The 23,315-nt window shown below is 47.5% G+C and carries 25 protein-coding genes and 1 pseudogene; 23 read left to right on the top strand and 3 right to left on the bottom strand.

Annotated elements, in window-relative coordinates; all coding sequences use genetic code 11:
• The 17 genes from flhF (at position 1) to ACJ77P_RS07595 (ending at position 12,826) form a co-directional block, all read left to right on the top strand.
• Complete coding sequence (gene flhF / locus ACJ77P_RS07515) at positions 1–1,170, top strand: flagellar biosynthesis protein FlhF (RefSeq protein WP_408997899.1); 1,170 nt, start codon at positions 1–3, stop codon at positions 1,168–1,170.
• Positions 1,171–1,269: 99 nt separating this feature from the next.
• A complete protein-coding gene (locus ACJ77P_RS07520) occupies positions 1,270–2,202 on the top strand; it encodes a MinD/ParA family protein (protein WP_367359202.1) in 933 nt (310 codons plus the stop codon).
• The gene (locus tag ACJ77P_RS07525; protein ID WP_367359201.1) at positions 2,177–2,896 is read left to right on the top strand and encodes a sigma-70 family RNA polymerase sigma factor; all 720 of its coding nucleotides are present in this window, start codon (positions 2,177–2,179) and stop codon (positions 2,894–2,896) included. The genes ACJ77P_RS07520 and ACJ77P_RS07525 overlap by 26 nt, the downstream gene beginning before the upstream one ends.
• An 89-nt stretch (positions 2,897–2,985) precedes the next feature.
• On the top strand, positions 2,986–3,555 hold the full coding sequence (gene fliL / locus ACJ77P_RS07530; protein ID WP_367359200.1) for a flagellar basal body-associated protein FliL: 570 nt from the start codon (positions 2,986–2,988) through the stop codon (positions 3,553–3,555).
• 66 nt (positions 3,556–3,621) lie between these two features.
• On the top strand, positions 3,622–4,398 hold the full coding sequence (locus ACJ77P_RS07535; protein WP_408997900.1) for a hypothetical protein: 777 nt from the start codon (positions 3,622–3,624) through the stop codon (positions 4,396–4,398).
• Between the two features lie 93 nt (positions 4,399–4,491).
• Positions 4,492–4,812: a hypothetical protein gene (locus tag ACJ77P_RS07540; protein WP_408997901.1), complete on the top strand. Its 321-nt coding sequence runs from the start codon at positions 4,492–4,494 to the stop codon at positions 4,810–4,812.
• A 161-nt stretch (positions 4,813–4,973) separates the two neighbouring features.
• Positions 4,974–5,312 (top strand): DUF6115 domain-containing protein, encoded by a 339-nt coding sequence (locus tag ACJ77P_RS07545; RefSeq protein WP_408999408.1) that lies wholly within the window; start codon positions 4,974–4,976, stop codon positions 5,310–5,312.
• 218 nt (positions 5,313–5,530) lie between these two features.
• Positions 5,531–6,478 (top strand): hypothetical protein, encoded by a 948-nt coding sequence (locus tag ACJ77P_RS07550; RefSeq protein ID WP_408997902.1) that lies wholly within the window; start codon positions 5,531–5,533, stop codon positions 6,476–6,478.
• 4 nt (positions 6,479–6,482) lie between these two features.
• Positions 6,483–6,776 carry an EscU/YscU/HrcU family type III secretion system export apparatus switch protein gene (locus ACJ77P_RS07555; protein ID WP_408997903.1) on the top strand — a complete coding sequence of 98 codons (294 nt, stop codon included), beginning with the start codon at positions 6,483–6,485 and terminating at the stop codon, positions 6,774–6,776.
• Between the two features lie 248 nt (positions 6,777–7,024).
• A complete protein-coding gene (locus ACJ77P_RS07560; protein ID WP_408997904.1) occupies positions 7,025–7,741 on the top strand; it encodes a flagellar hook-basal body protein in 717 nt (238 codons plus the stop codon).
• Between the two features lie 24 nt (positions 7,742–7,765).
• On the top strand, positions 7,766–8,548 hold the full coding sequence (gene flgG, locus ACJ77P_RS07565) for a flagellar basal-body rod protein FlgG (protein ID WP_367359193.1): 783 nt from the start codon (positions 7,766–7,768) through the stop codon (positions 8,546–8,548).
• Positions 8,549–8,909: 361 nt separating this feature from the next.
• Positions 8,910–9,290 carry a flagellar basal body P-ring formation chaperone FlgA gene (flgA, locus tag ACJ77P_RS07570; protein ID WP_408999409.1) on the top strand — a complete coding sequence of 127 codons (381 nt, stop codon included), beginning with the start codon at positions 8,910–8,912 and terminating at the stop codon, positions 9,288–9,290.
• A gap of 140 nt (positions 9,291–9,430) precedes the next feature.
• Positions 9,431–10,063, top strand: a complete 633-nt coding sequence (locus tag ACJ77P_RS07575; RefSeq protein WP_408997905.1) for a flagellar basal body L-ring protein FlgH — start codon at positions 9,431–9,433, stop codon at positions 10,061–10,063.
• 69 nt (positions 10,064–10,132) lie between these two features.
• A complete protein-coding gene (locus ACJ77P_RS07580) occupies positions 10,133–11,293 on the top strand; it encodes a flagellar basal body P-ring protein FlgI (RefSeq protein ID WP_367359190.1) in 1,161 nt (386 codons plus the stop codon).
• Positions 11,294–11,336: 43 nt separating this feature from the next.
• Positions 11,337–11,663 carry a rod-binding protein gene (locus tag ACJ77P_RS07585; protein WP_408997906.1) on the top strand — a complete coding sequence of 109 codons (327 nt, stop codon included), beginning with the start codon at positions 11,337–11,339 and terminating at the stop codon, positions 11,661–11,663.
• Between the two features lie 126 nt (positions 11,664–11,789).
• On the top strand, positions 11,790–12,098 hold the full coding sequence (gene flgM / locus ACJ77P_RS07590; protein ID WP_408997907.1) for a flagellar biosynthesis anti-sigma factor FlgM: 309 nt from the start codon (positions 11,790–11,792) through the stop codon (positions 12,096–12,098).
• 173 nt (positions 12,099–12,271) lie between these two features.
• Complete coding sequence (locus tag ACJ77P_RS07595; RefSeq protein ID WP_367359187.1) at positions 12,272–12,826, top strand: flagellar protein FlgN; 555 nt, start codon at positions 12,272–12,274, stop codon at positions 12,824–12,826.
• Between the two features lie 158 nt (positions 12,827–12,984).
• Here the strand turns inward: ACJ77P_RS07595 and ACJ77P_RS07600 are convergent, their stop codons facing one another.
• The 3 genes from ACJ77P_RS07600 to ACJ77P_RS07610 form a co-directional block, all read right to left on the bottom strand.
• Positions 12,985–13,224: a cytoplasmic protein gene (locus tag ACJ77P_RS07600; RefSeq protein WP_367359186.1), complete on the bottom strand. Its 240-nt coding sequence runs from the start codon at positions 13,222–13,224 to the stop codon at positions 12,985–12,987.
• A 290-nt stretch (positions 13,225–13,514) separates the two neighbouring features.
• The gene (locus tag ACJ77P_RS07605; protein ID WP_367359185.1) at positions 13,515–13,703 is read right to left on the bottom strand and encodes a hypothetical protein; all 189 of its coding nucleotides are present in this window, start codon (positions 13,701–13,703) and stop codon (positions 13,515–13,517) included.
• 368 nt (positions 13,704–14,071) lie between these two features.
• Positions 14,072–15,640 carry a flavocytochrome c gene (locus ACJ77P_RS07610; protein ID WP_367359184.1) on the bottom strand — a complete coding sequence of 523 codons (1,569 nt, stop codon included), beginning with the start codon at positions 15,638–15,640 and terminating at the stop codon, positions 14,072–14,074.
• Positions 15,641–16,540: 900 nt separating this feature from the next.
• On the opposite strand from ACJ77P_RS07610, the gene ACJ77P_RS07615 reads away from it, so the two are divergent.
• The 6 genes and pseudogenes from ACJ77P_RS07615 to ACJ77P_RS07640 all read left to right on the top strand — a co-directional run.
• Positions 16,541–17,266: a hypothetical protein gene (locus tag ACJ77P_RS07615; RefSeq protein WP_367359183.1), complete on the top strand. Its 726-nt coding sequence runs from the start codon at positions 16,541–16,543 to the stop codon at positions 17,264–17,266.
• A gap of 300 nt (positions 17,267–17,566) precedes the next feature.
• The gene (locus tag ACJ77P_RS07620; RefSeq protein ID WP_408997908.1) at positions 17,567–18,856 is read left to right on the top strand and encodes an IS701 family transposase; all 1,290 of its coding nucleotides are present in this window, start codon (positions 17,567–17,569) and stop codon (positions 18,854–18,856) included.
• 481 nt (positions 18,857–19,337) lie between these two features.
• Positions 19,338–19,649, top strand: coding sequence for an SHOCT domain-containing protein (locus ACJ77P_RS07625; protein WP_408997909.1), 312 nt, complete (start codon positions 19,338–19,340; stop codon positions 19,647–19,649).
• Positions 19,650–19,691: 42 nt separating this feature from the next.
• Positions 19,692–20,369: a hypothetical protein gene (locus ACJ77P_RS07630; protein ID WP_367361190.1), complete on the top strand. Its 678-nt coding sequence runs from the start codon at positions 19,692–19,694 to the stop codon at positions 20,367–20,369.
• Between the two features lie 783 nt (positions 20,370–21,152).
• A complete protein-coding gene (locus ACJ77P_RS07635; protein WP_408997908.1) occupies positions 21,153–22,442 on the top strand; it encodes an IS701 family transposase in 1,290 nt (429 codons plus the stop codon).
• Between the two features lie 170 nt (positions 22,443–22,612).
• Positions 22,613–23,131, top strand: a pseudogene (locus ACJ77P_RS07640) (ATP-binding protein); the annotation flags it as partial.
• Between the last annotated feature and the right edge of the window lie 184 nt (positions 23,132–23,315).

The following is a 23,315-nucleotide window of genomic DNA, read 5'->3' on the forward strand; positions in this document are numbered from 1 at the left end:
ATGCAGATTAAACGTTATGAGGTCCCCAGCGTTCAGGAAGCCATTGCCAGGATCAAAAAGGACCTCGGCCCAGATGCCATTATCCTGTCGACAAAAAAGATAAAATCGGCCTGCGGACCCATGATGGAAGTTCTGGCGGCAAGAGAACTGGACGTTACCGAGGCGGCTGCCGATTCTCGTTCCGCTGAAGCCCCAAAAGACATACATATGGTTTCAGGAAGTCCGTCTTTCCGCCCTTCCCTTGACCTTGAAAAGAACGTTGAGGAGCTAAAAGGGCTTATCCGGGAGTTGAAAAATACTCGAGACTTACGAGCTGAAATTGAAGAGGTCAAAGACTCCATAAACACATTTTTTGATGTGCTCGGATTAAAGAGGAGCAAGACAGGCCAAAATGGAACGGACGCAGTTTATTACACTTTGATTTCAAAGGGTATTTCCAAAGATAAAGCCTGGAGAGCCGTTGAGCGGATCAAAGAGGAATCCTCAAGTGGAACCATGGTCAATGAAGAGGCCTGCTTGGCGGCCGTCGAAAACTTTATTCAAAATTCGCTTCCGGCTGCAGATAATTCCGACAACGGCCAGCGAGTCAAGGTTCTCATTGGACCTACTGGCGTTGGAAAAACGACGACCCTGGCCAAGCTGTCCGCTTATCACGCCCTCAGCGAAAAGAAGTCTGTCGGGCTGATCACGACCGATACCTATCGGATCGCGGCGGTCGATCAGTTGAAAACTTACGCCAGAATCATCGGCATTCCTCTCGAGATCGCATCAGGAAGCAGGGAGTTCAAAAATTCTCTCAGCCGGCTTGCCGACAAAGACGTGATCTTTGTCGATACGCCGGGAACCAGCAGGAACGACATGGTCAATTTGAAAAAGCTCCGTGAAACACTGGGCTCGGAAACCCCCTTCGAGCCAAACCTTCTCATAAGCCTGACATCCAGCAAGGAGTGCATGCTGGACGTCGCATCGCGTTACAGAATGTTTGATTACAGCCGGATTATTTTGACCAGGGCAGATGAGTGCATGCGCATCGGATTTCTTTGGGACATTCTTGATCGAATCGCCAGGCCGGTTTCCTACATCACAAATGGGCAGAATGTCCCTGAGGATATTGAAGAAGCAGATCCCCGGAAAATTGCACGATTGATCGTGGGCAGCGATTTGCATTAACGATTTCTAACTCGCGGACGGGAAATAAAGATTGAACAGAACCCCGAAGGGTAACTATTCTGAAAAAATTGAAACGTCAAAGGTTGTGAGAGGTATCTAGTGGATCAGGCTGAATCTCTTAGAGAGTTGATGCGAGAGAAGAGTGCGGCAGAAGCCGCAACGCCTTCGGAAATCGCATCTACGAAAATGTTCTTCAGGAGAATAATTTCCGAGCGCGTCAGGACCATTGCCATCACAAGCGGCAAAGGCGGGGTGGGCAAAACGAACATCACGGCGAATCTTGCATGCACCCTGGCTGGAATGAACAAAAAAACCCTTGTTCTTGATGCAGATGCCGGATTGGCCAATATTGACGTTGTCCTGGGGCTTACCCCCAAATATAACCTCTACCACGTCCTGTCTGGAGAGCGTTCCTTGTCTGAAGTCCTCGTCTCCGGCCCCTGCGGCGTTAAGATATTGCCGGCCTCTTCCGGCATACAGGAAATGACGGATCTGTCGCGTGGCCAGAAGTTAACACTGCTGGAAGACCTCGATTCCATTGAAGAAAAACACGATTTCATGCTGATTGACACAGCGGCCGGGATTGCAAACAACGTCATGTACTTCAACATGGCGGCGCGGGAGATCATCGTTGTCGCCACTCCTGAACCTACCTCTCTGACGGATGCCTATGCCTTGATAAAAGTTCTCCAGCAGAGGTATGCGAAAAAGCGGTTCCGAATAGTGATCAACATGGTCAGCAGTGCCGCGGAAGCCCGGAGTGTCTATCTGCGGTTGAGCCATGCAACGGAGCATTTCCTGAATGTCACCATCGAATATCTGGGATACATTCTTTACGATAAACGACTCCAGGAGGCTGTAAGGATGCAGAGGGCCTTTGTGGAACTTTATCCCCGCTCCGCGGCGAGCCTCTGCATAAAAAAGGTGGCTGAAAAGATCTGTAGCGAAAATCCTGAATACGACGAAAACGGAAACATCAGTTTTTTCGGAGATAAAAGTTTAGGAAATGAACGTAGAGCAAAAAGAACGTGACGCCTTGATACTGAAATATCTTCCCTTCGCCAAAGCGGTGGTGGGGAGAATCGTATCGAGGCTGCCCATTGATGCCGGGGACAAGGAAGATCTGTTCAATGTGGGGATCATGGGACTCATGTCCGCCATAGAACATTTTGATGACGAGAGAAATGTCCGATTTGAGACCTATGCCGGCATTAGAATTCGAGGCGCCGTTCTGGACGAATTGCGGGCAAGAGACTGGGTCCCCAGGAATGTGCGTAGCAGGGATCATGAAATAGCAAGGGCAATCTCAGAATTGCAGAAGAAGTTGGGACGCCATCCGGAAGATCAGGAAATATCGGATCATATGGGGCTATCTCTTGAGGAATACTTTAAATATCTGGATGAATCACGTTGTCTTTCCCTGATCAGCAGCGAGGATTTGCCGGGGGATTATCTGGAGAAGTATTCCCGTTCCGATGTCATGAGAGCAGTCGATCAAGGCAGCGTTCTTGATTTAATCACAGATCGGGAATTTAAAATCCAACTTAAGGAAGCCATCGAAAAGCTTCCGAATAAAGAACGCGTCGTCTTGACTTTGTATTATTACGAAGAGCTGACGATGAAGGAGATCGGCAGCGTCCTTGAATTAACGGAATCGAGGGTCTGCCAGCTTCATTCTCAGGCCATAATCCGGCTTAAGGCGGCGGTCAAAAAAATAAGCGGGTGAAGGCATGGCCCGGTCAGTCCCGGATCCTCTGTACAACGCCATGGAACAGGGACAGGGGATGCCATGAACGTTTATCCTGATGCAGTCACATGAAACAGAAAGTTCAAATCGACGTTCTTGATGTAAGCCTCTTTGAGAGGGCAAACGATCTGGATTCCACCGGCGAATCCCCCTCCGGGGATCCGCCGGAGGGGAGCCCCGGAGGGAAGTGGCCAACATCGAAGAAGATCCTGATCGGCCTTTGCCTGATCCTAGTTTCTGCATCCCTGACGGCGGCGTTGTTTATTTTCGCATGGCCTACAAAAAAGCCGGATGGCCATGCCATCGGAAGGCAGGCCCTTTCGACTCAACAGGATCGCGAGCGATCCGCGGCGCTGCAGGACATGATCATCAGCTTCAAAGACCACAGCGGAAAGGACAGACTGTTGGTCTGCTCTCTGGTGCTCGATGCGGGCTCTGACGACAGGTTTTTATCTCGGCAGCAGGTTGTCGATTTGAGAAAATTTGTTTATAAAATAGTTCTTGAGAAGCAAACAAAAGATCCGGCGGCGATGAGAGACAAAAACAGATTGAAGGATCACATAGTCCAGGAAATGAATCAGCGATTCGGCAACAGGTTCTTATCCGGGATTTATTTTACTAAATTTGTTATTTTGTAAGACGCAAGCAGCAAGCTGGATTTTTTGTCAAACTGAACAAGAACTATGACCGTGGGGGAATCGATTTTGAGCAACGAAAAAACGAAGCTGGAAGTTGCCCGCCAAGCGCTGGAAAGAGAATTTGAGTCTACCTTCATCAATGACCTGATGCCGGGCATTCTGCATAATTTTGCAAACCCTCTCAATGGAATCATGGGGCGATCGAGGCTGCTGGAAAGAAGGCTCAATGACTATCTCAAGAAAACAAATCCGCACGATCCGGAATGGATGGATCCGCTTGGGGCCGAGCAGACGAGACTGTTAAGCGACATCGCTTCCATCTGTAAGGAATCCGACCGTTTTTTTTATATGTTCCAGGATCTGGCATCAAAGTTCTATGCCGTTGCGGACAGAAGACTTGATCAGATTAACCTGGAAGATCTTATAAGAAACGAGATTCGCTTTCTGGATTTTTATCTGGATTTCAAACATGAAGTAAAAAAAACCGTTAAGCCTGCAGGCGATCTGCCATTCGTATATGGGGTTTTGTCGGACTATTCCTATTGTTTTTCCGCCCTGTTCCGGGATGCCATGGGCAGGATGAAAAGGGGAGACAGAAAGGAATTGTCCATTGAAATGGTCCATACCCATCCCGTGATTTCAGTGTCGATTGAGGATACCGGTGCAGGGATCGACAATCCTGCGGACGATGCCGATTCCGCTCCGAGCTCAATGCCCCGACGTTCGGATGGAAATTTTGCATACATTAAAACCATCTTCGATGAATATGGAATAAACTGCCTTTTTGAAGGCATGGAGGACAGGAACAGGATAACGATTGAATTCCCTGTGACAAAAAAATAGCTTACTGAACAGGGGACTGCCTTTTCCTGATTCCAATGAATCTCCAGGGCCGTTTCTGGCTTTGAGCGCCTCTTGGACCACGGGAGCCTTTCCATGGTAAGACCCATTGATATCCAGCAAATCGTATCGCAAGTGGAGGCCATTGAAAAGATCCATCATGTCCAAAAACAGCAATCCAGCATCCAGCAAAACTACATCGAGACGCAGCTTAAGGAAGAGCAGAAGCTGGCCAGAGAGAAGGTCCAGGACTCTTCAAAAACAGAAAGGGCCCTGATCCGGGATAGAGAAGAGTCAACGAAACACAATATGCCCCAGCGGAAGAGCCCCAGGACCCAAAAACAGGATGAGAATGCGGAAAACGAAGAAGACGGGAAATCGGCAGGGAAGGGGAAGTTCGTTAATATCAAGATTTAACGCCGGGATTTAACATGAATATCCAGTATTTGTTCGGATTCCAGATCGTAACGGACATCATGATATGCGCGGGGATCCTTGTGTTGTTGTTCAGGTTCCGTAAATACTTCAAGCCGGGTTCCACGGGACTCTCTGAAGACTCCATCAGTGAATTAAAGCAAATGCTTGCTGAGTCAAAACGGTTTTCCGATCAGTTTCTTCAGGAACTGGAGCGGGGGAAGCGTGAAATGAAAGAACTCGCTTCATCGTTGGAGGAAAGGGAAAAAAAGCTGGATGATCTTCTGAAACAGGCCATGCGTTTCGACCATCTATCCATCACAGGGAATGCAAAAAAAACAGACCATAAAGAGAACGGAGATTGTTCTTCTGAGGAGCCCTATCGTAAAATTCTTGATCTGGCAGGACAAGGTTTGAATGAAGGGCAGATATCTCAGCAACTGGGACTTCCGGAAGGTGAAATCGAGCTGATCCTCAGTCTTTCCCGTGCCAGAAGCCGATAAGGTCCATGTATCCAATTCACAAGCTGCCCCCAGGCAGTCCCGACTCTCCGGTCTTGACTCATTCGAGGCAAGCAGCAGAGGAGACACTCTCCCTGTCGAAGGGGGACGTCTTCCGGGCCCAGGTCGTACGAAAATTAAGCAGTCACGAAATCCTCATCGAGACCGGCAGGGGGATGTTGTCTGCCCAATCCAACCATTCCTTTAACCGGGGAGACAGCATGCTTCTTAAAGTGGAAGAACTCCAGCCACAGATTCTGCTGAGCCTGGTTCAATCCTCCGAAGAGGCCTTCCACCCTGCCAAAAGCAACCTGGCAATGTTCCGATCCAGCCCCGATTCCCTGTTCAACGTGATAAGAAATGGCCTTGCGTTATGCGACGGCGATTTGCAATCCCTCCTCCCCTTGCTTGAAAAAGCAGAAGCGGACTCTCTTCAACGAATGCTTTCTTCTCTTGTGTATTCAGAGAAAAGCCTGAACGACCCCCTTTTTATCAAGCAGTTTATCATCAACCTGGGCTTCCTGGTTGAGAAATCCCTGAGAAGATTCTCATCCGGTTACACGGAAAAGGAGGATGACCTCCGGAATTCTTCGGCAAAAACCTTAAAAGACCTTTTGTCTCGCCTTTCTGTAAGAATGCGCCCGCTTCTGTCCGGCGCAACGGGTTCCGAGTTGAATCCCGGCCTCCTGAAGGCCCTTGAAAATCTGGTCACCTATGCCGACGATGCGCTGGAGGCAATTTACAACCACCAGGTGATCAATGTCATTGGCCAGGAGGAGGAACAGGGCTATTACTTCCAGATTCCCGTAAAATCTTCGGAGCATTTGACCATGGCCGATCTGTTCGTAGACCTGAAGGGTCAAAAATCAAAGAACCTTCCTGATCGGTTTCGCTTTGTCGTGTTCGTGACCATGGACGCATTAGGCGACCTGATGGTGGATGTCAACTGCAGGCAGAAAAAGGTATGGGGCACCTTTAAATGCAGCCATGTCGATTCGGATCGTTTTCTACAAAAGTCTTTGGAGATTCTGAACGACCGGATGACCTCTGCGGGATACAGTCAGGCTAACTTTACGGTCTGCCGATGCAGCCGTCTTGCTGAAGAGAAACTCGATTTTATCAACAATCGGGTCATCTATTCAAAAAAAATCATTAACTGTTTTGCCTGATCCAATGGAAGAAACAAAAAAAAGAAGGGTTGCCGCAGCGATAAGATATGACGGTTCCCGTGATGCGGCGCCACGAGTAACGGCCAGGGGGCAGGGGATAATCGCCGATAACATCATAGAATTGGCTATGAAAAACGGCGTTCCCATCAAAAATGACCCCGAGCTTGTTCAGATCCTCAGCAAGCTGGACATTGATAAACAAATCCCGGAAGAATTGTATCGAGCCGTAGCAGAAATTCTTTCGTTCATCTATGCGGTAAACTCCGATTATCGTGATCATTCCCAAGGGTTATCCTAAGGGGAAAATATTTCCAGGCTATCCCCCAAAAAAGGGAGAAAATCTTTCACCTCTTTCCCCTCCAGATCCAAATCTGCTATCCAGGTGATCCATCCGCTTCCAGAACCGCAAAATCGTGCAGAATTCACATCGTAATAACCATTTATTATAAGCTACTTAGCGAGTTACCGCCCATGGATTCGCCCTGTTAATTCTATCTGGTTCACATATTGCAATTCTCCATCGAAAACAGTTACGGAGCGGGGCTTATGACCTCTTATGATGTTTCTGATGTAGGAAAAGCATGTGTCCGAACCCTGGCAAAACTGGATCACTCTTCCAACAATGTGGCCAATGTCGCCACCCCGGGGTTCAAGGCCGAATATTTGAGCTATGTCATGAATACGCCAGCTCCAGACCTTCGAGATCAGGTGCCGCCCTATACGGAATCCGTCTTTACGGATTATTCACAGGGCACCCTCCAGAAAACGGATAATCCCCTGGATTTTGCCCTTCAAGGAGACGGCTTTTTTACCCTGCAAACCGATCAGGGAATCGTGTACACAAGAAAGGGAGATTTCACCATCAATTCACGGAGTGAACTGGTTACAAAGTCCGGTGATTATGTTCTGGGCAGAACAGGAAAAATCATTCTCGAGGGCAAAGACATCCGGGTTGATGAATCGGGAAACATCATGATGGATGGAAACCAGGCGGACATGCTGAGCATCGTCAGTTTCGAGAATCCGGAAGCCCTGGTTCATGTGGGAGGCGGCGCTTTTAAGGACAATGGAAACGGATTGCTCAAAAAGGATTTCGCCCCGCATGTTGTGAATGAATCGCTTGAAAGTTCAAATGTCAGTGCGATCAAGGAAATGATTCAAATGATTGACCTTCAGAGAACCTTCGAAACCTACCAAAAGCTTATCCACACCATGAGCGATCAGGATAAACTTTCAACAGGCCGAATTGGGAAACTCGTCTAAACTTAACGTAAGGAGGAATTCGCGATGATCAGATCGCTTTGGACCGCAGCGACTGGAATGCAGGCTCAGCAGCTCGAACAGGATGTAGTGGCGAACAATCTTGCCAATGTCAACACCGTCGGATTCAAGAAATCCAGAGCGGATTTCCAGGATCTCATGTATCAGCTCTCATCAAAGGCAGGATCGGAAACATCATCGGGAAATCAAATGACCGTTGGCATAGAAGTGGGAATGGGCGTCAAACCCGTTGCAACGCAAAAAATGTTTTCTCAGGGCGATTATCAATCCACCGGCAATCCCTTCGACTGGGCCATTGAAGGGGACGGTTTTTTCCAATTGGATAACAACGGGGAAACGGTTTACACACGGGCCGGCAATTTCAAGATCAACAAGGACGGGGTCGTCTGCACCACCGAAGGGCTGAAATTGATTCCTGAGGTCAGCGTCCCGGCGGACACCGTAACCTTCACCCTGGACAGCGGTGGAACCTGGACCGCCTCTGATGCAAACGGAAAAGCCCTGGCCACCGGTAGGCTTGAACTGGCAAAATTCATTAATCCTGCAGGCTTGACGGGCATGGGGCGGAACCTTTTCGCCCAGACGGAAGCCTCCGGCGAAGCGGTGACAGGCAATCCGGGAGAGAATGGCATGGGAACCACTTCCCAGAGTTTTCTTGAAATGTCCAATGTGAATGTGGTCGATGAGATGGTCAAGATGATCGTCGGGCAGAGGGCCTACGAAATCAACTCAAAAGCGATTACGACGGCGGACAACATGCTTGAAGTAACGAACAACCTCAAGAGATAACGCAATGAAGAGAAAGATACTTTGGCCCCCTCTCTTTCAGATGCTTCTTTTTTGCGGCTTTTTTCTCCTGTTAGCCGCTGCCTCCCTTTATGCCTCTGATCCGACAATTCTTGAGAAGTCACTCGTTAAAGCTGCCGTAAGATGCCATATCGAAAAACATATGCCATGGCCAAAGGGGGCGGTCAGGATGTTTTTTCCATCCGATCTCAAGGAAATGGTCCTTCCTTCCAGGAATTTCAAATTGGAGGTCAAGGAAAACAAAAACGACGAATATATCGGCCATAAGCTTTATCGCGTAAACGTACGGCATAAAGATCATGATTACAAACAGATCTTCGTTCCAGTTCGGATCGAGGTCTTCATGGAAGTCGCCCTTAGCGCAAAACTTCTCAGAAAAGGGGAAACTGTCTCTGCACAGGACATTGCCCTTTCGGAAAAATGGTTCAGCCGGTTGCCTAAAGACCTCATTGACGATCCGCAGACCGTCATAGGAAGGAGAATGCTTCGCTCCGTTAATGCCCAGACGCCATTGACGTCGAGTATGATCGGCGATCCCGTCATGTTTAAGAAAGGGAAGATCGTCAAAATCGTCTGCATTCATGATACGCTGAATATCTCGACGCTTGGCGTTGCCGAGGAAGAGGGGATCTTCGGGACCACGGTAAAAGTCAGAAACATTTCCTCGAACAAGGTCATTCATGGCAGGGTCATCGGCGATTCCATCGTGAAGGTTGACATATGACGGATCATCAAACAAAGGCAGAAGAATTTCAGAAAAATATTGTAAATGATCGAGCGTAACGAACGGGAGAAACGGGTATGTATCGTCGACTTTCAATATTATGCACATTTTGGGTGATTGTTTTGCTGTTCCCGGGCTGTATGAGCAAACCGGATTATTTTCCGCCAGGGCCGCCTCTTCAGACACCGACTCCCCCAAGAGAAGAGCCGGCAAGGGGCTCCATCTGGCCTGGTGAAAGTTCGGCCAACATGCTCTTTTCCGACAAAAAAGCCAGGTTTGTCAATGATATCGTGACGATTCTCATTAGTGAATCCTCTCTCGGAACCAATAAAGCCACGACAAACACCAGCAGAGATTCAAGTGCCTCGGCCGGAATCGACGCCTTTCTGGGTCTGGATCATTCGATTTTGAGCCGCAACGCCGGCATGGGGTCAAAAATAGAAATCGGGGGAAGCGCGGTTTCCAATCTGAAGGGGGAGGGGAATACCTCCCGCGGTGGTCAGCTTGTGGCCACTTTAAGCGCGCGTGTTACGAAAGTGCTGGACAACGGCAATCTCGTTATTGAAGGGAAGCGTCAGCTATCCGTAAACAACGAGGATCAGTATATCATTCTCACCGGGATCGTCCGGCCCGAAGATATCAGATCGGACAACAGCATCTATTCACAGTATATCGCCGATGCCAGAATGGTCTATACCGGCCATGGAGTCATCAACGACAAGATGAAGCCCGGTTGGATGACGAGAGTTGTCGATTGGGTATGGCCATTTTAAGCTCTCCTTCAAAATGGGTCTTTAAGGAATGTTTCCTGCTTGAGGAACGTTATGAAAAGTATAAAGGCAATGACACTCATAATCCTTATGGTGATCGCCCTGACCGGCATGTTTACCCGGCCGGGATTTTCCGCCCGATTGAAGGATATTGCCTCCATCAGCGGGGTGAGAGACAACCAGCTCATCGGGTATGGCCTTGTTGTCGGGCTGGCCGGAACGGGTGACGATATCAAAAACGGATTCACCAGCGAGTCTCTATCCAACATGCTCCACAGGCAGGGCATATTCATGAAGGGCAAGACTCTGAAATCCGACAATGTGGCCGCTGTGATGGTTACGGCAACACTGCCCGCCTTCGCAAAAACCGGCTCAAAGATCGATGCCATTGTTTCATCCATCGGGGACGCAACAAGCCTTCATGGCGGGACTCTGCTGATGACCCCACTGAAAGGGGCGGATGGAGCCATCTATGCCGTTGCGCAAGGTCCGGTAATTCTAGGCGGATACGCCTTCGGCGGAGCAAACAGCAATGCCGGGAAAAATCATGCCAGCGCAGGCAGGATCGTCAACGGTGCCCTCGTTGAAAGGGAGCTCAACTACGATTTAGGCCAGCTCCGTTCATTGACGCTTAATCTCTTGCACCCCGATTTTTCAACCTCCAGTCATTTGACCCACGTCGTTAATAAGGAATTGGGAAAATATGTCCAGGCGAGCCAGGTAGACGCCTTCTCTGTAAACGTCAGGATGAGAGAAACAGACCCTATGAATATGATGCAGCTTATTTCATTAATGGAGAATCTTGAAGTTCCAGTAGATTCGAGGGCTGTGGTGGTCATGAACGAAAAAACCGGAACGATCGTCATGGGTGAGAATGTCCGGATCGCAACCGTGGCCGTGGCGCATGGCAATTTAAGTATTCAGATCAAGGAGGATGTGCTGGTTTCTCAGCCCCTTCCTTTCTCGCCTCCTCCGACGAAAGGAGACTCTCCCGTCAAGGATCGTAAAAGCGGAACGATCCTGGCCCCGGGGGGGCACACGGTTGTAACCAAGGATACCAATGTCGGCGTGGCGGAGGAGAAAAACAAGGTCATGGTCGTATCCAAGGGGGTAACGATTCAGGATGTCGTCAGGGCGCTCAACGCGATCGGGGTATCGCCCCGAGACCTTATCACCATCATGCAGACGATCAAGGCGGCGGGGGCATTGCAGGCCGAGCTGAAAATCATCTGACATTGCACATCGAATTTTTTTCGATGGATCGGGGGTTACACAGATGAATGACAACGGGATGAACATCAGCATGCCGCATAGAAAATTCACCTCTCCAACGAATGCCGAAAACCAGATGAAGAATAAAGAGGACCATCAGCTTAAAAAAGTATGTGCTGACTTCGAATCCCTTTTTGTCTATAATTTGCTGCAGACGATGAGAAAAACAATACCTGCGGGAAGTCCTGTCACGCACTCCTTCGGCAAAGATACCTACAACATGATGTTCGATCAGAAGATCGCCGAAGAATTATCCCACAAGGGAAGCGGAATGGGCCTGCAGACGATCCTGTATCATCAACTGAAAAAACAGGATATCAAGAATAAATAGAGCAGAATCTTATGTTTCCTGAGCCGGATTTTTTTGTAAATTCAGATTTGGGGAGAACAATCATTAAAGACTTTGTAGATTATACCGATGAATAATAATAAACAAAGCCAATGATGGAGACGCACGATGAACATCAACAATTCGAATGGAATATCACCGAAAGATATTCAACAGTATCTGTTGAATGAGACACTTGGGAAAGGCAGGGAGGTGCCGGAAGAAAAATCCTCGGCCATTCCGCAAGAAAAAGTGGATATTTCCAATAAGGCGAGAGAAATACAGCAAATAAGCAGCGCAATGACTGACGTTCAGAGCATTCGGGAGGATAAGGTCGCGGCAATAAAATCACAGATTGAAGATGGGACCTACAACGTAAGCGGAGAAGAAGTGGCCAATAAAATGTTAGGCGAAAACTTCCTGGATATTTTTGCCTGATCCCCGAATTTAGGGTCATTTCAAGATTGCCGTTGCGTGATTATTTACGTTCTCAAGAGAGAGGCACCGCTCTTTTTGTGCGTCGGGCTTTTTGTGAACACACAAAGCTGGAGTCCATGCACCGAACTTAATCAACTTTACTCATCAGAAGATCCCGGAATACTTTTCAGGATATGAACAACGCGAGAATAACGCCTCCCTTTGCCGAACCTTCAGCCACTGCATTCAATGCCCCTGTCCACTCTTTCATAAAGAATCTTCAGGCTGAAACGAATTTTTACAGGGAATTAGTTCAACTGATCGAACGGGAACGAGAGATCTTACGACACCCCTCTCTTGTAGATTTACGCACCAACCATTCGAGAATGGAAGCATGTCTTCTCAACGTCCAGATCTGCAGAAACGAGAAGGAGAAAATTCTTAAATCGTTCAATAAAACGGTTTATCCCGGCTGTGACGATGAACAGACACTTTATTCCATCGCCGAACATGCGGATGACCATCTCAGGAATCAACTACTGGAATGCCTGGACAAACGCTGCCGACTGATCGAGGCCGTCAAGAACCGTATCTCAAGAAATGTGACCCTGCTGGGGAGTTCCCTGTCACAAATCGGATCAACGTTGATGTTTTTGCAGAAAACGATCTCCGGCTCAACGAACTATATGCCGTCAGGCCGCATGTGTACGACAATGTCCAACGGAACGTTTTTCAACAGACGAGGATAGAGAGAATGCTCATGAGATGATCCCGAATGCCTTCAGCTGCCATCCTGCGGCGGATGAAGACCATCGATTTCACTTTCGTGCATTCTCTTTTTTTGACGGGAAAGCGGATGTCTCTTCCTTAAATAGATTAAAAGCCCAAACCTGCCCCTTTTCTGAAATCAGGATAATACTTCACTCAATTTATAGGATTTCTCAAGAAACCTGTTATAGACCTCATGGGATAGACCGTCAAAATCAGCAGATTCGATCCCATTTTCTTCAAATTCCCTGAGCATGTCCGGTACCGAATAATATTCCCTCACGACGGGTTCAACTTCGCCTATTTTTACGACAAATCGATCCGTGTTAAAGGTAATTTTCACGTAATTTATCTGTTCTTCCGTTAACTTCAGCAACACTTTTTATTCTCCTTCTTTTTTGGATCAAGCTTGTACCCTTTATTTTTCCAATTATTAAACATTTCTTTTCTCAAATGTCCATCCAAAACAGAATATCCCGTTCATTACCAAACAGAGATTTTTTGCACGGCGGAGGCTTCCTGACTCGGATGTGACCAGCATAAGCAATACCGCAAAATCTTTGGATACTGAGGACTACCGCTGTTTACAAAACAGATTGCTCGGTAGATGCCATATGCTGAAAAGCCAGGCAAAAGACAGAAACAGTTATCTGTTACCAGTGAACCATATCACGCAGAGCGCATGACTTCTTCCCCCTTCTCATCCTCGTTTCCCAAATACTGCTTGGCTAAGAACCTGCAGGCCTTTTCGTCTCCAGCCATTGCAGCATTCCATATCCTTTTCCGGTTTTCCAGTTCACGAAGCATCTCTTTTTGTCGTTCTTCCATCCGCTTCATTTTTCTTTCTTTGGACTTCATCTTATTCCTCTATAGTTGTCATTCGATTTTTCCAGCAGCTCGATCTCTAGATTCACAAAGCTTTTGTTTGAATCGGATTGTTGATCGTCTTATTAATAATAATGCCTCTTTCGTAATAAGCAATACGGCCTGGGTACTGAATATATACCAGATAATATCTGATATCATCGGCGGAAGAAACGGACTGGCCTTCTCAACGATGTTTTATCTATTTACGATCTGTATTGGAGGCACTCCAGAGATTCTAAAAATTCGGAAGGGAAGGGAAGTTGGAGATTATTTCTGAATGAAATGTCTTCTTCTGATGAAATCCGTCATTTTTCAAGGGTGGGGGGGTGATGCCCCATTCCCCCCCACCTCTTTGAGCTTTACACCGTCGGTTTTTCCTTGCCGGCATTGACGCCTGCGATGCGCCCGAAGACTACGCAATCGGTTGTCGCGTTTGTGCCAAGTCTGTTCGACCCATGTATTCCTCCTGTAACCTCACCCGCAGCATACAATTTCGGAACAACAGCTCCGAACACATCGATGACCTGGGCATTCGTGTTAATTCTTAGACCGCCCATGGTGTGATGGACCGCAGGCCACTGCGGGAGGGCATAAAAGGGGCCCTTGTCCAGGGGTAGCATGGCCTTTGATATCGGCTTGTTGAATTCAGGATCCTTTCCCTCCTGAAGATAGCGATTGTGGTCGGTGACTGTCTTCACAAGGGCATCGACCGGAATGCCGATCTTTTCTGCAAGGCTGGCTATTGTATCCGCCTCTGTAAACCGGCCTTTTTTCAGCCCGGCATTCAGGCTTTCCTGCGTTTCCCCGATAAGAGGAACCATGGCGGCATTGAAAATGGTGTAGGTAGGCTTCATCTTGTCACCCATATTGATCTGGGCAAAGGCACAGACATCCCTGCGCTCCAATTCGCTTACAAAGCGCTTACCAAGTTTGTTGACATAAATGCATCCGCGACCCGGAGCGCTGAAAGCATAAACGGCCGGATTGTCCAGAGTTCCCGATGCTGGCTCCGCAAACGGGTACAGTTGGATGAAATTCATCTGAACCGTATCGGCTCCGATGGCCTGGGCGTAGCGAATCATCTCCCCGGTGGCGCCTTTGTGGTTGGTGCAGTTAAACTCTGCCACCAGCTTCGGATAATGGGCCATCCGCATCTTTACGTCTCTGCTGAAGCCTCCCGATGCAACCACGACGGCTTTGCTGGCCTTGATATTTAAAACCCTTCTGCCCCGCTTGATTTCCAATCCAAGCACCGGGCTTTTCGGGTCCGCATCCTTCCGCCACATCCAGGTCACTTCAGAATTGAGAACAATTTTAGCGCCGTATTTCTCGGCGATTTTTCTGAGGGCTTCCGTGTAGTCGCGCCCCCAACTGGTTTTTGAAAAATGTGCCCGATAGGCGCTATGCCCGCCAGCTCTGTTCACCGCCTGGCGAATCTCAAGACCGCCCTCATCCATCATCCAGTTCAGGGCATCCGGGGCACCGTTGACAAGAACCTCAACCAGCTCGGGAATGTTGTAGTAATCGCCCCCTTTTAGGGTGTCTTCCAGATGCTGCTTCGGACTGTCATTCCCAAGATTAAGTTTTTCCCGGAGATTCAGCTTATCGTTCCAGGCTGCATATCCGCCGCCATTTATAGTGGAATTGCCGCCATATGTAGGCATTTTCTCGAGAATAACCACCTTGGCCCCTGCCTTCGCCGCCTCCGCCGCTGCGGCCAGCCCGGCAAATCCGGAGCCGATAATCACGACGTCCCATGTCTCGTCCCATTTTTGTGGAAGTTTTCGAGCCATGGCCTCCGCTGTTCCCGGTGTGGCCATGTTGAGAGCCAGGCCGCTTCCCATGGCCGCACCCATGGCAATGGCCCCTTTGAGCACGGAACGCCTACTCATACCACTGCATGACAACGGATCTTTTTCTGTTTTCATGGAGCACCTCCTTAAGATGATCGATAGTGACTAAAGATTTGTCGAAACAAAGACCACATTTCTGGTTCAAACAAAAAGCTCTTCCTGAAAACAAAAAAATCTTGCCCCCTTAATTAGAAGCAACATTTTAATCATCTCTCCAAGGGATGCCTTTTCAAAATAAGATAAAAGGATGATATTCATCAAACGCTTGAAACTATCTAATATGTCTGCAATTTTCTGCCTTTAATTTATTTGAATGTCAAGAAATAATTTATTTGAGGGCCAATACATGCCATCGTCCAACCTGATACAGGTCTTCTGACCTATCCGATGAACCATCATGGGCCTCATGACGGCTCTCATACGCAGTGCCTCTCTCGGCATACTGAAAGAACAGCCGCCTATCCCGCCAGCTCGAAGAACACATTAATCCTCAGGCTGGTCCGGATAGGGTCATTATTATTCCACCATCAGGATTTGGATGATTACCCGTCATGAATAGACCGGATTGTAAGACAAGACATCCTGGTGTATGTTAGTTCCAGGTAATATCTGATTGACAACAGATCGGCCTGTTACTCAAAGATCCGTAAATAGTTTGACCGGATGTCATCAATAAGGATGACTATTTCGGGATCAGCATCGATTTTAACCCTATTTTTTCAATGCTTTAATCGGTGTTCCCGATATGGGTCATGTAATCGCCGAATCGTTCATCTTAACAATAACGTTAAATATTCTTCTGCTTGTAAGAAGGGGGTGAAGCCTCACCAATCAATCCATGGGCACTATTGATCAAAAGGCGGGCAAAACATCTTGAAAGGATCTCATTTACGGCAGCTAAGCTGGGAAGTATCCTTAATAAAGAGGTACCAAAAGTCGAATTTTCTAAATACACCACCAAAGGAGGGCAAGCAGATGAAAAAGCTATTGCTTACAATTACGTTTTCGGTGCTCCTTATTTTCTCTTCACTGACGGCGAATGCTCGTTTGGCCATCTTTGATGATTTATGGGATGTCAGCCAGGGAACTTCCGTGAGCGCAAGCAGCGGCGCCTTGGCAGGAGGATGGTGGTCAGACCCACGGAACATGTTCGGGGGTGCCTATGGCACGAATTCTGATACCAAAAATAACACTATCTTCAAAGACTACCAGCCTCAAGGTTATGTTCATTGGGTGAATTGGCAGACGTCAGCCCCTGTTACCCTGCAGAGCTTCAACTTGGTCGCTATTCATGACTATGGCCTGAACATGGGTGAATACCGAAACATCAATCATCGAGGAATCAGCAGGTTCAAATTATTCTCCAGCACCGAATTGTCGGGACCATGGGCATTACTGTATGACTATACGGTCAATCCCGTGCTGGACTCAAATTGGCAACCCGTGTACGGCGGGGGAACGAATTACTCAGGATTAAATTATCTTGAACTTTTTGCAGATGTGCCGCTGACGACAGCCCAATACTTTAGAGCTGAATTTACTCAATACGGCACAGGTTCGTGGGTATATGGTGACGCTCAGGGACCAAGAATCTATGAACTTGACGGATATGGGCCGACTGTTCCCATCCCGGCCACGTTGCTTCTCTTGGGACCTGGTCTGATAGGGCTTTTGACACTCAAGAAAAAGTTTAACAGATAAACTCCTATTTAATGATGAAGGCAGGATCAAACGGTTCTGCCTTTTTCTTGTTTTGGTGAGACCTGTCGGGATCGAACCGACAACCTACTGACAGATATATAAGTATTATAGAGTACATATTAAATATTACATAATATTCATATCTATTAAATTGGCTACATGTCAACGAGCATCTTGGCTGCCGAATTAAATTTTTAACTTCCCACTCCAATACCACTACAACGACATATAATATTTGACAACAAAAATTAAATGAACAATAATCCTCCTGAAGGATCAATTATCCAGAAGGAGGACAGCATGATCTTTAACAATTTCAGTGAAACAGAGATTTTTAGCATACCAAAGTTCGCTGTAGAAAAGACTGACGTTGAAGGGTTCATGGATGAATTGAGAGGATTTCATAGCACCTTTCAGAGTTGCTTTACGCGTAGCGAAACTCGCGAGAATTTCTTTCATTACATGGTTGGACAATTCAGCGAACTGGACAGGAAATCGATAGAGCCTATTGCATTGACGGTCGAAGGTGGGACCGTCCGTTCCATGCAGCGGATGATCAGCGATGCCCAATGGGACGAAGACCTGATCGCGAAGCGTTATCATCAATTGATCGGGGATGATATGGCGCATGGCGATGGCATTTTGATTTTTGATGAGACATCGTTTGTCAAGAAGGGCAATGATTCCATCGGTGTTTCCCGTCAATACTGCGGCTCTCTGGGAAAAGTGGAAAACTGCCAGGTCGGAGTTTTTGCAGCCTATGCCTCTCCTCATGGCTATGCCCTTCTGGACAAGCGATTGTTTATTCCGGAGAAGTGGTTTTCCGAACCTTACAAAGACAGGCGGTCGAAGTGCCGATTGCCCGATAGCGAAACGTTTAAGACCAAGGTGGAACTGGCCATCGAGATGCTTGATCATGTCCAGAAGGAGGAACTTCTTCCCTTTCGATACGTGGTTGCCGATACGGCCTATGGTAGAAGCATCGAGTTTATCGAGGCCATTGAGAAACATCCGGGAAAGACTTACCTTCTTGCGGTGCCCTGTGACACGCTTTGTTGGCTCACCTCTCCCGTTACCCACAAGAAGGCCTACACTTACAAAGGAGAGCAGCGCTCTCGGACCGTTCTTTCGGAAACTGAAAAAGCCCCGGTGACGGTGGAAGCTTTTGCCCGGAATTTGAACAACTACTTCTGGTACAGGAGAATCGTTGCCGAGGGCGCGAAAGGGCCGATTGCTTACGAATTTATGAGGAGAAAGATCTTTCTGCACCGAGATGGCCTGCCCTGTAAATCCGTGTGGCTGATTGTCAAAAGAACCCTTGGTGCGGAGCCCGTTTATTCTTACTTCATCAGCAATGCTCCCAGAAGCACCCGCCTGCCGGTTTTTGTCTGGCTCAGCGGCGTTCGATGGGCGATCGAACAATGTTTTGAAGAAGCCAAGTCGGAATTGGGGCTTGATCAGTACGAGGTCAGGAAATTCTCCGGATGGCATCATCACATATTGACCTGTATGCTGGCTCACTTTTTTCTCTGGCACCTCAAGATCAGGTTGGGGAAAAAAAGCACCCTCTGTTACGCTATCGCAGCTTAGGATCTTATTGGAGGTCGTGCTTCCCCTCCGAAAATTTGATGTTGACAGCGCCATTTCTTTAGTGGCCGGAATACAAAGGCGAAATCATCGTGCCTATTTGTCTCATAGAAAGAAAAAGCAATTCCATTAACTTTCATTTGTCGTTGTAGGGATACTTAATTGAAAAAGTATTTATTTCGCAAAAATCAAAATACCCTATATATTTGACACTCTCTCTTTCATTTGCTTCATCTGCAAATATTACGTCTAGGTTGAAAGCACCATTTCTTCCTGTTATCAATCGCAATCATATCATCAGAATAATGCGACAGTTCAATTACAAATAAACAGTTTGCAATTTCGACTATTGTTTACATTTTTCAGATAAGATCATTTCCGTAATCAATCAGTATTGAAAAATATATGTAAAATTGATACTTTTACATTGGTCTCGTTCATCTATTGTAAGGTGTTTTTCATTCTGTTTGATTGGAGGGGACACATGAACGGAAGACTATTGCCGATTCTTTCTTTGTTTCTATCAATCCTAACAGGTTGTACCAAGGATTATCCTTACGGTTCAAGCCCGGACTGGGGTCACATGATGTACTATGGTTACGGAGGTGGGTTTATGTGGATCCTATTACTCGTAATGATCGGTATCCTGCTCTACTTTGTAATCCAGACCGCCAAGAGAAAAAATGGCGGGGAAGTGTCGGAGAAGACTCCCCTCGACATTCTGAAAAAACGTTACGCTAAGGGTGAAATAACTAAGGAAGAGTTTGACCGGATTAAGCGTGAACTTTCAGAGTAGGCAACACGAATGACCCAGAAGCCAAAATATAAGGAGGAAAATATGAAACGAAAAATGCTGCAAATCAGTGTCGTTCTCATCGTTTTACTCATGGCTTTACCGGCAATGACCCAATCTCGCTATGATTATGGGCCAGGATACGACGATGAATACTATGGGCGTGGATGGGGTTCTGGATATGGCATGGGATCTGGCTACGGAATGGGACGGGGCGGGATGATGGGCTATGGAGGATATTATTCTGTGCCGAACAAACTGCCAGTTCCCAAGAATAAGGAGTGGATCGGGAAGCTGCGTGACATCCTGGCACTGGAAAGACTTTCTTTTGAGCAGTACGCAGTGGATTCGGAGAAGTACAATACTTACATGCCGTATCACATGATCATACCGCAGGAGCAAGACCATGTCTTGACAATCGAGCGACTTTTCGCAGCCTACGGCCTTCCTACAGATGGGAAGTCCCCAGTTGTGAAAGACACGAAGACCCTTGATGAGGCCTATCAATTATGTGTAAAAATGGAACGCGACCTCATCCCACGTTATGAATGGCTGATCAAGAATGCCGAAGATCGCGACACTGCCGGGATTCTTAACAACCTTCTGATCCAAACACGCTACCACCTTGCCATGTTTGAGCACGCTTTACAGGCTGGTGGGTGGCATGGAGGAGGACCTTGGGGTGGGCGCGGTCGAGGTCCTGGCATGATGTGGGGTTGGTAAAAGCTTACTCTTTAACGACACCCTTCATCACTTCTTTCAGAATAGAAATAGGAAATGAGGTAAGCAAAGGCAGAGTCAGAAATGGCTCTGCCTATATTATTTGAAAATATTCTTAATATATGTTTTCAGATCGTAATCGTTAGTACTGAAAGTAACTCAGAGTAAGAATTTGTAGATGCGTTCTGGCAAGAATGATCCTCTCTACCATTCCCCCGCGTTCGACAGTCGTAGGCATATTTTGACCTTTTGAATAGCGTAAGTCATTGAATTTTCACAGTCGGACTCTCAAAAAACTGAAAAACCTGTAGGCATGCGAAATATGTAATTATGCTTGACATCGTTGGTAGTCTACGTTACATGAGTAGACATGTACATCAGAACAATCTCCAGAAAAAACAAGAGCGGATCGACAACCACATACGTCCAGTTGGCGCATAATGTTCGGGATGCCAAAACGGGACATTGGTGGGCCGTATGGGACTTGAACCCACGGCCAACGGATTAAAAATACTCTGGCGAGTTTAACAAGTCTTGGGGCAGGGGAGAGGAGTGAGCGATAACAAATTGTATTTCAAAAAAACAAAATTTGTTATCGCCTTACTTATGGTTGTGCTAACCTAAAATTGATCAGGGAAAGGGCCTTGTGCTAACCCAAAATTGACCACCCCAGAGCACGAGAGACCTGCTAAGAAGATACCACTACAACGACATATAATATTTGACAACAAAAATTAAATGAACAATAATCCTCCTGAAGGATCAATTATCCAGAAGGAGGACAGCATGATCTTTAACAATTTCAGTGAAACAGAGATTTTTAGCATACCAAAGTTCGCTGTAGAAAAGACTGACGTTGAAGGGTTCATGGATGAATTGAGAGGATTTCATAGCACCTTTCAGAGTTGCTTTACGCGTAGCGAAACTCGCGAGAATTTCTTTCATTACATGGTTGGACAATTCAGCGAACTGGACAGGAAATCGATAGAGCCTATTGCATTGACGGTCGAAGGTGGGACCGTCCGTTCCATGCAGCGGATGATCAGCGATGCCCAATGGGACGAAGACCTGATCGCGAAGCGTTATCATCAATTGATCGGGGATGATATGGCGCATGGCGATGGCATTTTGATTTTTGATGAGACATCGTTTGTCAAGAAGGGCAATGATTCCATCGGTGTTTCCCGTCAATACTGCGGCTCTCTGGGAAAAGTGGAAAACTGCCAGGTCGGAGTTTTTGCAGCCTATGCCTCTCCTCATGGCTATGCCCTTCTGGACAAGCGATTGTTTATTCCGGAGAAGTGGTTTTCCGAACCTTACAAAGACAGGCGGTCGAAGTGCCGATTGCCCGATAGCGAAACGTTTAAGACCAAGGTGGAACTGGCCATCGAGATGCTTGATCATGTCCAGAAGGAGGAACTTCTTCCCTTTCGATACGTGGTTGCCGATACGGCCTATGGTAGAAGCATCGAGTTTATCGAGGCCATTGAGAAACATCCGGGAAAGACTTACCTTCTTGCGGTGCCCTGTGACACGCTTTGTTGGCTCACCTCTCCCGTTACCCACAAGAAGGCCTACACTTACAAAGGAGAGCAGCGCTCTCGGACCGTTCTTTCGGAAACTGAAAAAGCCCCGGTGACGGTGGAAGCTTTTGCCCGGAATTTGAACAACTACTTCTGGTACAGGAGAATCGTTGCCGAGGGCGCGAAAGGGCCGATTGCTTACGAATTTATGAGGAGAAAGATCTTTCTGCACCGAGATGGCCTGCCCTGTAAATCCGTGTGGCTGATTGTCAAAAGAACCCTTGGTGCGGAGCCCGTTTATTCTTACTTCATCAGCAATGCTCCCAGAAGCACCCGCCTGCCGGTTTTTGTCTGGCTCAGCGGCGTTCGATGGGCGATCGAACAATGTTTTGAAGAAGCCAAGTCGGAATTGGGGCTTGATCAGTACGAGGTCAGGAAATTCTCCGGATGGCATCATCACATATTGACCTGTATGCTGGCTCACTTTTTTCTCTGGCACCTCAAGATCAGGTTGGGGAAAAAAAGCACCCTCTGTTACGCTATCGCAGCTTAGGATCTTATTGGAGGTCGTGCTTCCCCTCCGAAAATTTGATGTTGACAGCGCCATTTCTTTAGTGGCCGGAATACAAAGGCGAAATCATCGTGCCTATTTGTCTCATAGAAAGAAAAAGCAATTCCATTAACTTTCATTTGTCGTTGTAGGGTTATAATCCCCGTCTCCCCAGACAGGAGATTCTTGAGCTGATCAGCGTAAAGTTTGTGCAATCTGCCGCCGATGCGCTTTTGATCGGCCACCCCGGCACTGGTAAAAGCCACATTGCCAAAGCGGTTGCGCATGCCGCGATCCAGGCCGGTTATCAGGTGGCCTACCGGGAAGCGCAATGCTTCTTTGAAGACATCTTTGAAGCCACGCAAACAGGCAAGCGCAAAAAGCTGTTCAAGCTGTTCTGCGGCGCCGATCTTTTGGTGATTGATGATCTGTTTCTGAAAAAACGTCTGCCGCAGGCCGCCGCTGATGATCTGCTGGATGTGATTCTGGAGCGTTATCGCCACCGGAAAAGCACGATGATCACTTCAAACCGGCCGATTGAGGACTGGGGAAAGCTCCTCGGCGACAATGCTGCAGCTTCGGCCATTCTGGACCGTCTGTTGCACCGCGGTCATCTGCTGAAATTTGAAGGAAAGAGTTACCGGCTCAAGGAGGCTTCTAAAAGACTCGCGTTAGAAAAGAAAAATAACTAGCTTAACACCTGTTCTGCCGACCTTGGGGTGGGGGATTTTGACCCGGCCACAGGTGGGGGATTTTCAAGTGGCCATCCGGGTTCTTACCAATTCATACTGATCCATCCTCAGCAACTCCGATTCCTCCTGCTTGAAAGATCTGGAATACAGTATCACTACAACGACATATAATATTTGACAACAA

The sequence above is a fragment of the Syntrophus buswellii genome, from assembly GCF_046097065.1.
GTDB classification, from domain to species: Bacteria; Desulfobacterota; Syntrophia; order Syntrophales; family Syntrophaceae; genus Syntrophus; species Syntrophus buswellii.

Bases quoted from the DNA above. Each gene is read 5' to 3' on its own strand.
- flhF (WP_408997899.1), top strand. From the start codon at position 1: ATGCAGATTAAACGTTATGAGGTCCCCAGCGTTCAGGAAGCCATTGCC.
- ACJ77P_RS07525 (WP_367359201.1), top strand. From the start codon at position 2,177: ATGAACGTAGAGCAAAAAGAACGTGACGCCTTGATACTGAAATATCTT.
- fliL (WP_367359200.1), top strand. From the start codon at position 2,986: ATGAAACAGAAAGTTCAAATCGACGTTCTTGATGTAAGCCTCTTTGAG.
- ACJ77P_RS07540 (WP_408997901.1), top strand. From the start codon at position 4,492: ATGGTAAGACCCATTGATATCCAGCAAATCGTATCGCAAGTGGAGGCC.
- ACJ77P_RS07545 (WP_408999408.1), top strand. From the start codon at position 4,974: ATGCTTGCTGAGTCAAAACGGTTTTCCGATCAGTTTCTTCAGGAACTG.
- ACJ77P_RS07550 (WP_408997902.1), top strand. From the start codon at position 5,531: ATGCTTCTTAAAGTGGAAGAACTCCAGCCACAGATTCTGCTGAGCCTG.
- ACJ77P_RS07555 (WP_408997903.1), top strand. From the start codon at position 6,483: ATGGAAGAAACAAAAAAAAGAAGGGTTGCCGCAGCGATAAGATATGAC.
- ACJ77P_RS07560 (WP_408997904.1), top strand. From the start codon at position 7,025: ATGACCTCTTATGATGTTTCTGATGTAGGAAAAGCATGTGTCCGAACC.
- flgG (WP_367359193.1), top strand. From the start codon at position 7,766: ATGATCAGATCGCTTTGGACCGCAGCGACTGGAATGCAGGCTCAGCAG.
- flgA (WP_408999409.1), top strand. From the start codon at position 8,910: ATGGAAGTCGCCCTTAGCGCAAAACTTCTCAGAAAAGGGGAAACTGTC.
- ACJ77P_RS07575 (WP_408997905.1), top strand. From the start codon at position 9,431: ATGAGCAAACCGGATTATTTTCCGCCAGGGCCGCCTCTTCAGACACCG.
- ACJ77P_RS07580 (WP_367359190.1), top strand. From the start codon at position 10,133: ATGACACTCATAATCCTTATGGTGATCGCCCTGACCGGCATGTTTACC.
- ACJ77P_RS07585 (WP_408997906.1), top strand. From the start codon at position 11,337: ATGAATGACAACGGGATGAACATCAGCATGCCGCATAGAAAATTCACC.
- flgM (WP_408997907.1), top strand. From the start codon at position 11,790: ATGAACATCAACAATTCGAATGGAATATCACCGAAAGATATTCAACAG.
- ACJ77P_RS07595 (WP_367359187.1), top strand. From the start codon at position 12,272: ATGAACAACGCGAGAATAACGCCTCCCTTTGCCGAACCTTCAGCCACT.
- ACJ77P_RS07605 (WP_367359185.1), bottom strand. From the start codon at position 13,703: ATGAAGTCCAAAGAAAGAAAAATGAAGCGGATGGAAGAACGACAAAAA.
- ACJ77P_RS07610 (WP_367359184.1), bottom strand. From the start codon at position 15,640: ATGAAAACAGAAAAAGATCCGTTGTCATGCAGTGGTATGAGTAGGCGT.
- ACJ77P_RS07615 (WP_367359183.1), top strand. From the start codon at position 16,541: ATGAAAAAGCTATTGCTTACAATTACGTTTTCGGTGCTCCTTATTTTC.
- ACJ77P_RS07620 (WP_408997908.1), top strand. From the start codon at position 17,567: ATGATCTTTAACAATTTCAGTGAAACAGAGATTTTTAGCATACCAAAG.
- ACJ77P_RS07625 (WP_408997909.1), top strand. From the start codon at position 19,338: ATGAACGGAAGACTATTGCCGATTCTTTCTTTGTTTCTATCAATCCTA.
- ACJ77P_RS07630 (WP_367361190.1), top strand. From the start codon at position 19,692: ATGAAACGAAAAATGCTGCAAATCAGTGTCGTTCTCATCGTTTTACTC.
- ACJ77P_RS07635 (WP_408997908.1), top strand. From the start codon at position 21,153: ATGATCTTTAACAATTTCAGTGAAACAGAGATTTTTAGCATACCAAAG.